This window comes from Variovorax sp. P4_D9, from assembly GCF_056401695.1.
The window spans coordinates 1-4,132 of the sequence record NZ_JBFUIU010000769.1 but is presented as its reverse complement, the minus strand read 5'-3'; the positions used below and the strand labels follow the sequence as shown (position 1 = coordinate 4,132).

At 66.6% G+C, this 4,132-nt stretch carries 4 protein-coding genes; 3 read left to right on the top strand and 1 reads right to left on the bottom strand.

Features of this window, described 5'->3' with window-relative positions:
• Nucleotides 1-48: 48 nt before the first annotated feature.
• Nucleotides 49-969: an AAA family ATPase gene (locus AC1DY5_RS44750; protein WP_478120840.1), complete on the bottom strand. Its 921-nt coding sequence runs from the start codon at nucleotides 967-969 to the stop codon at nucleotides 49-51.
• A 75-nt stretch (nucleotides 970-1,044) separates the two neighbouring features.
• Here AC1DY5_RS44750 and AC1DY5_RS44745 point away from each other — a divergent pair, with 75 nt between their 5' ends.
• From AC1DY5_RS44745 to AC1DY5_RS44735, 3 genes are all read left to right on the top strand, one after another.
• Nucleotides 1,045-1,998 (top strand): histone deacetylase family protein, encoded by a 954-nt coding sequence (locus AC1DY5_RS44745; RefSeq protein WP_478120839.1) that lies wholly within the window; start codon nucleotides 1,045-1,047, stop codon nucleotides 1,996-1,998.
• Nucleotides 1,999-2,002: 4 nt separating this feature from the next.
• Complete coding sequence (locus AC1DY5_RS44740) at nucleotides 2,003-3,283, top strand: mechanosensitive ion channel family protein (protein WP_478120838.1); 1,281 nt, start codon at nucleotides 2,003-2,005, stop codon at nucleotides 3,281-3,283.
• A gap of 137 nt (nucleotides 3,284-3,420) precedes the next feature.
• Nucleotides 3,421-4,132, top strand: a 712-nt coding sequence (locus tag AC1DY5_RS44735; protein ID WP_478120837.1) for an electron transfer flavoprotein subunit beta/FixA family protein, incomplete at its 3' end; no start/stop codon positions are given.

Below are 4,132 nucleotides of genomic sequence, written 5' to 3'. Positions count from 1 at the left end.
GCGGCGCGTGGCGCTCGGCGAGCCAGTCGCGGGCCGGCGCCGGCGTCTTCACGGCAGCGGCACCGCCGCGACCATGGCGCGGACCTGCTCGACGGCGCCGCGGCCGGCATCGCCGACCGGCGTCAGCCGGTGTGCGATGGTCTGCGGCAGCACCGCCTGGACATCGTCCGGTGCCACGTAGTCGCGATTGGCCAGCAGCGCCTGCGCCTTGGCCGCGCGCAGCACCGCGATGCCGGCACGCGGCGAGAGGCCCTGAAGGAACCAGCGGCCCGAGCGGGTCGCGGCCATCAGATCCTGCAGGTAGTTCAGGAGCGGCTCGGAGGCGTGCACCTGCAGCACCCGCTGCTGCAGCGCCGTCAGTTCGCCAGCGGTCAGCAGCGCCGGCAGGCCGGCCAGCAGCTCGCGCCGGTCGGCGCCCGCCAGCAGCTCGCGTTCAGCCGCGCGGTCGGGGTAGCCGAGCGAGATGCGCATCAGGAAGCGGTCGAGCTGCGACTCGGGCAGGGCGAAGGTGCCGAGCTGGTCGTGCGGGTTCTGGGTGGCGATGACGAAGAAGGGCGTCGGCAGCGGCCGGGTCTCGCCCTCGACCGTGACCTGCTTCTCCTCCATGGCCTCCAGCAGCGCGCTCTGGGTCTTCGGGCTGGCGCGGTTGATCTCGTCGGCCAGCAGCACCTGGGCGAAGATCGGTCCCGGGTGGAACACGAAGGCCTGCTGGCCGCGGTCGTAGATCGCGACGCCCGAGAGGTCGCCCGGCATCAGATCGGCCGTGAACTGAACGCGCGAGAAATTCAGCCCGAAGGTGTGTGACAGCGCATGGGCCAGGGTGGTCTTGCCGACCCCCGGCACATCCTCGATCAGCAGGTGGCCGCCGGCCAGCAGGCAGGCCACGCACTCGCGCACCTGTGCCTCTTTGCCCACGATCACCGTGTTAAGCTGCCCGAGCAAACTGGCGAGCTTCGCGGCAACGTCCATTTTTGTATCCATATGCAAACAATACCGTAAGCCCGGCGGGCCCATACCGCATGGGGGTACGACGTGATTCGATCCATGGGTAAAACCGGCTATTTCACACACCGCGATTGCTGGAAGCACGACATGGGGCCGGGCCATCCCGAATGCCCCGCGCGGCTCGATGCGATCGAGGATCGCCTTCTGGTCACCGGCGTTGGCGACGCGCTGGAGCGGATCGAGGTGCCGCTTGCCACCTTGCCGCAGATCACGCGGGCGCACAGCGTGGCCCACATGGAGCACCTCGAGGCGCTGAGCCAGCGCCTGGTCGAGGATGCGCCGGCCGGCGGCCCCGATCATGCGCAGATCGATCCCGACACCTCGCTCACCCGCTTCACGCTGCTGGCTGCCCGGCGCGCCGCCGGTGCCGCCATCGCGGCCACCGACGCCGTGATCGCCGGGGCCGTCGACAACGCCTTCTGTGCCGTGCGCCCGCCCGGCCACCACGCCTGTCGCGACAAGGCGATGGGTTTCTGTTTCTTCAACAACGTCGCGATCGCGGCGCGCCATGCGATCGAGGAACACGGGCTCGAGCGGGTCGCGGTGGTCGACTTCGACGTCCACCATGGCAACGGCACCGAGGACATCCTCAGCAACGACCCGCGGGTGCTGATGGTCGGGATCTTCCAGCACCCGTTCTATCCATACAGCGGCACCGAGAACCCGGCGCCGAACATGCTCAACCTGCCGGTGCCGGCCTACACCAAGGGCATGGACGTGCGCGAACTGATCGAGGCCTGCTGGATGCCACGGCTGGAGGAGTTCAAGCCGCAGATGATCTTCGTCAGCGCCGGCTTCGATGCCCATCGCGACGACGACCTCGGCCAGCTGCGGCTGAACGAGCATGACTTCGGCTGGATCACCGGCCGCGTGCTCGACGTGGCGCGCCGGCACGCCAAGGGCCGCATCGTCTCGATGCTCGAAGGGGGCTACAACCTCGATGCGCTGGCGCGCAGTGTCGAGGAGCACCTGCGGGTTTTGGCCGACCTGTAGCGGGATGAATTTCAGCGAGTTCAGCCAGAAGCTGGGCCCGATCCAGGCCCGCGGCCTGTGGATCGAGATCTCGATCCTGGCCGGCTGCGTGCTCGTGGCCTGGGCCGTGAGCCGGTGGTTCGGACGCGACCAGCCGAAGGATTCGATCTGGTTTGGCCAGCGCACCATCGACGGCCTGCTGTTCCCCATTCTTTCGCTGCTGTTCACCGACCTGGCGCGGCGCGCGGTGACCGGTTTCCAGCCGGTGCTGGTGCTTCGCATCGCGGTGTCGGTGTTCGTCCCGCTGGTGGCGATCCGCTTCTTCGCCCGGGTGCTCAGCGCGGTATTTCCGGCCTCGGCGATGGCCCGGCTGGTGGAGCGGACCATTTCCTGGATCGCGTGGATCGGCGCCGTGCTCTGGATCGTCGGCCTGCTGCCGTCGGTGCTGGCCGAACTCGACGAGATCACGCTGGCCTTCGGCCGCTCGCGCGTGAGCCTGCGCACCATTTTCGAGGGTGCGCTGTCGGCCGGCCTGGTGCTAGTGATCGCGCTCTGGATCTCGGCCACGGTCGAGAAGCGCATCCTCAGCGAGGCGGTGGCCGATCTCTCGATGCGCAAGGTGGCGTCGAACGCGATCCGTGCCTTTTTGCTGCTGATCGGCCTGCTGTTCGCGCTGTCCGCGGTCGGTGTCGACCTGACCGCGCTGTCGGTGCTGGGCGGCGCACTCGGCGTCGGCCTGGGCCTGGGACTGCAGAAGCTGGCGGCCAACTATGTCAGCGGCTTCGTGATCCTGCTCGAGCGCTCGATCCGCATCGGCGACAACGTGCGGGTCGACGGCTTCGAGGGCCGCATCACCGACATCAAGACCCGCTACACGCTGGTGCGCGCGGGCAACGGACGCGAGTCGATCGTGCCGAACGAATCGATGATCACGAGCCGGGTCGAGAACCTGTCGCTGGCCGATCGCAAGTTCAACATCACGACCAGCATCGTGGTCGGCTACGACAGCGACGTGGCGCAGGTGCAGGCCATCCTTTGCGCGGCGGCGGTGGTGCAGCCGCGCGTGCTGCAGGACCCGGCGCCAGTGGCCTTCCTGCTCAATTTCGCGTCCGACGGACTCGAGTTCATGCTCAACTTCTGGGTTTCCGATCCGGACAAGGGCAGGGACAACCTGCGTTCGGCGATCAACGTCACGATCCTTGAGGGCCTGCGCCAGGCCGGCATCGAGATTCCGTACCCCCAACGCGTGGTCCGCGTCGAGTCGTTACCTGCCGACACTTCTCCGGCCCCTGCGGCTCGCCTATAATCACAAAAAAAGCACGACCGTTCTTTTTCTTCGAATCTCATCCCCCTGATTGAAATGAACAGTCCTCGCGGAGGCCGGCGCCTAAAATTGTCGGCTGCCTGCAAGCCCCGGTTTCGCAATTCAATGGAGTCAAACCAATGAAGATYCTKGTTCCCGTCAAGCGGGTYGTCGACTACAACGTCAAGGTGCGCGTGAAGAGCGACGGCACTGGTGTCGATATCGCCAACGTGAAGATGAGCATGAACCCCTTCGACGAGATCGCSGTCGAAGAGGCRGTGCGCCTGAAGGAGAAGGGCGCTGCTACTGAAATCATCGCCGTRTCCTGCGGTGATGCGAAGTGCCAGGAGACCCTGCGCACCGCGATGGCGATCGGTGCCGACCGCGGCATCCTGGTCGAGACGACCGAAGAACTGCAGCCGCTGGCCGTGGCCAAGCTGCTCAAGGCCTTGGTCGACAAGGAGCRGCCGCAGTTGATCATCCTGGGCAAGCAGGCGATCGACGACGACGCCAACCAGACCGGCCAGATGCTGGCGGCGCTGGCCGACCTGCCGCAGGCCACCTTCGCCTCGAAGGTCGAGATCGAYGGYGACAAGGTCAAGGTCACGCGTGAAGTCGACGGCGGCCTGGAAACCATCTCGCTCTCGCTTCCGGCGGTGATCACCACCGACCTGCGCCTGAACGAGCCGCGCTATGTGACCTTGCCGAACATCATGAAGGCCAAGAAGAAGCAGCTCGACATCGTGAAGCCGGAGGATCTCGGCGTGGACATCAAGCCGCGTCTGAAGACCTTGAAAGTGTCTGAACCGCCGAAGCGCGGCGCCGGCATCAAGGTGCCTGACGTTGCCACGC

What these genes read in the sequence shown, in the direction of transcription:
- AC1DY5_RS44750 (WP_478120840.1), bottom strand. Translation starts at nt 969, where the DNA reads ATGGACGTTGCCGCGAAGCTCGCCAGTTTGCTCGGGCAGCTTAACACG.
- AC1DY5_RS44745 (WP_478120839.1), top strand. Translation starts at nt 1,045, where the DNA reads ATGGGTAAAACCGGCTATTTCACACACCGCGATTGCTGGAAGCACGAC.
- AC1DY5_RS44740 (WP_478120838.1), top strand. Translation starts at nt 2,003, where the DNA reads ATGAATTTCAGCGAGTTCAGCCAGAAGCTGGGCCCGATCCAGGCCCGC.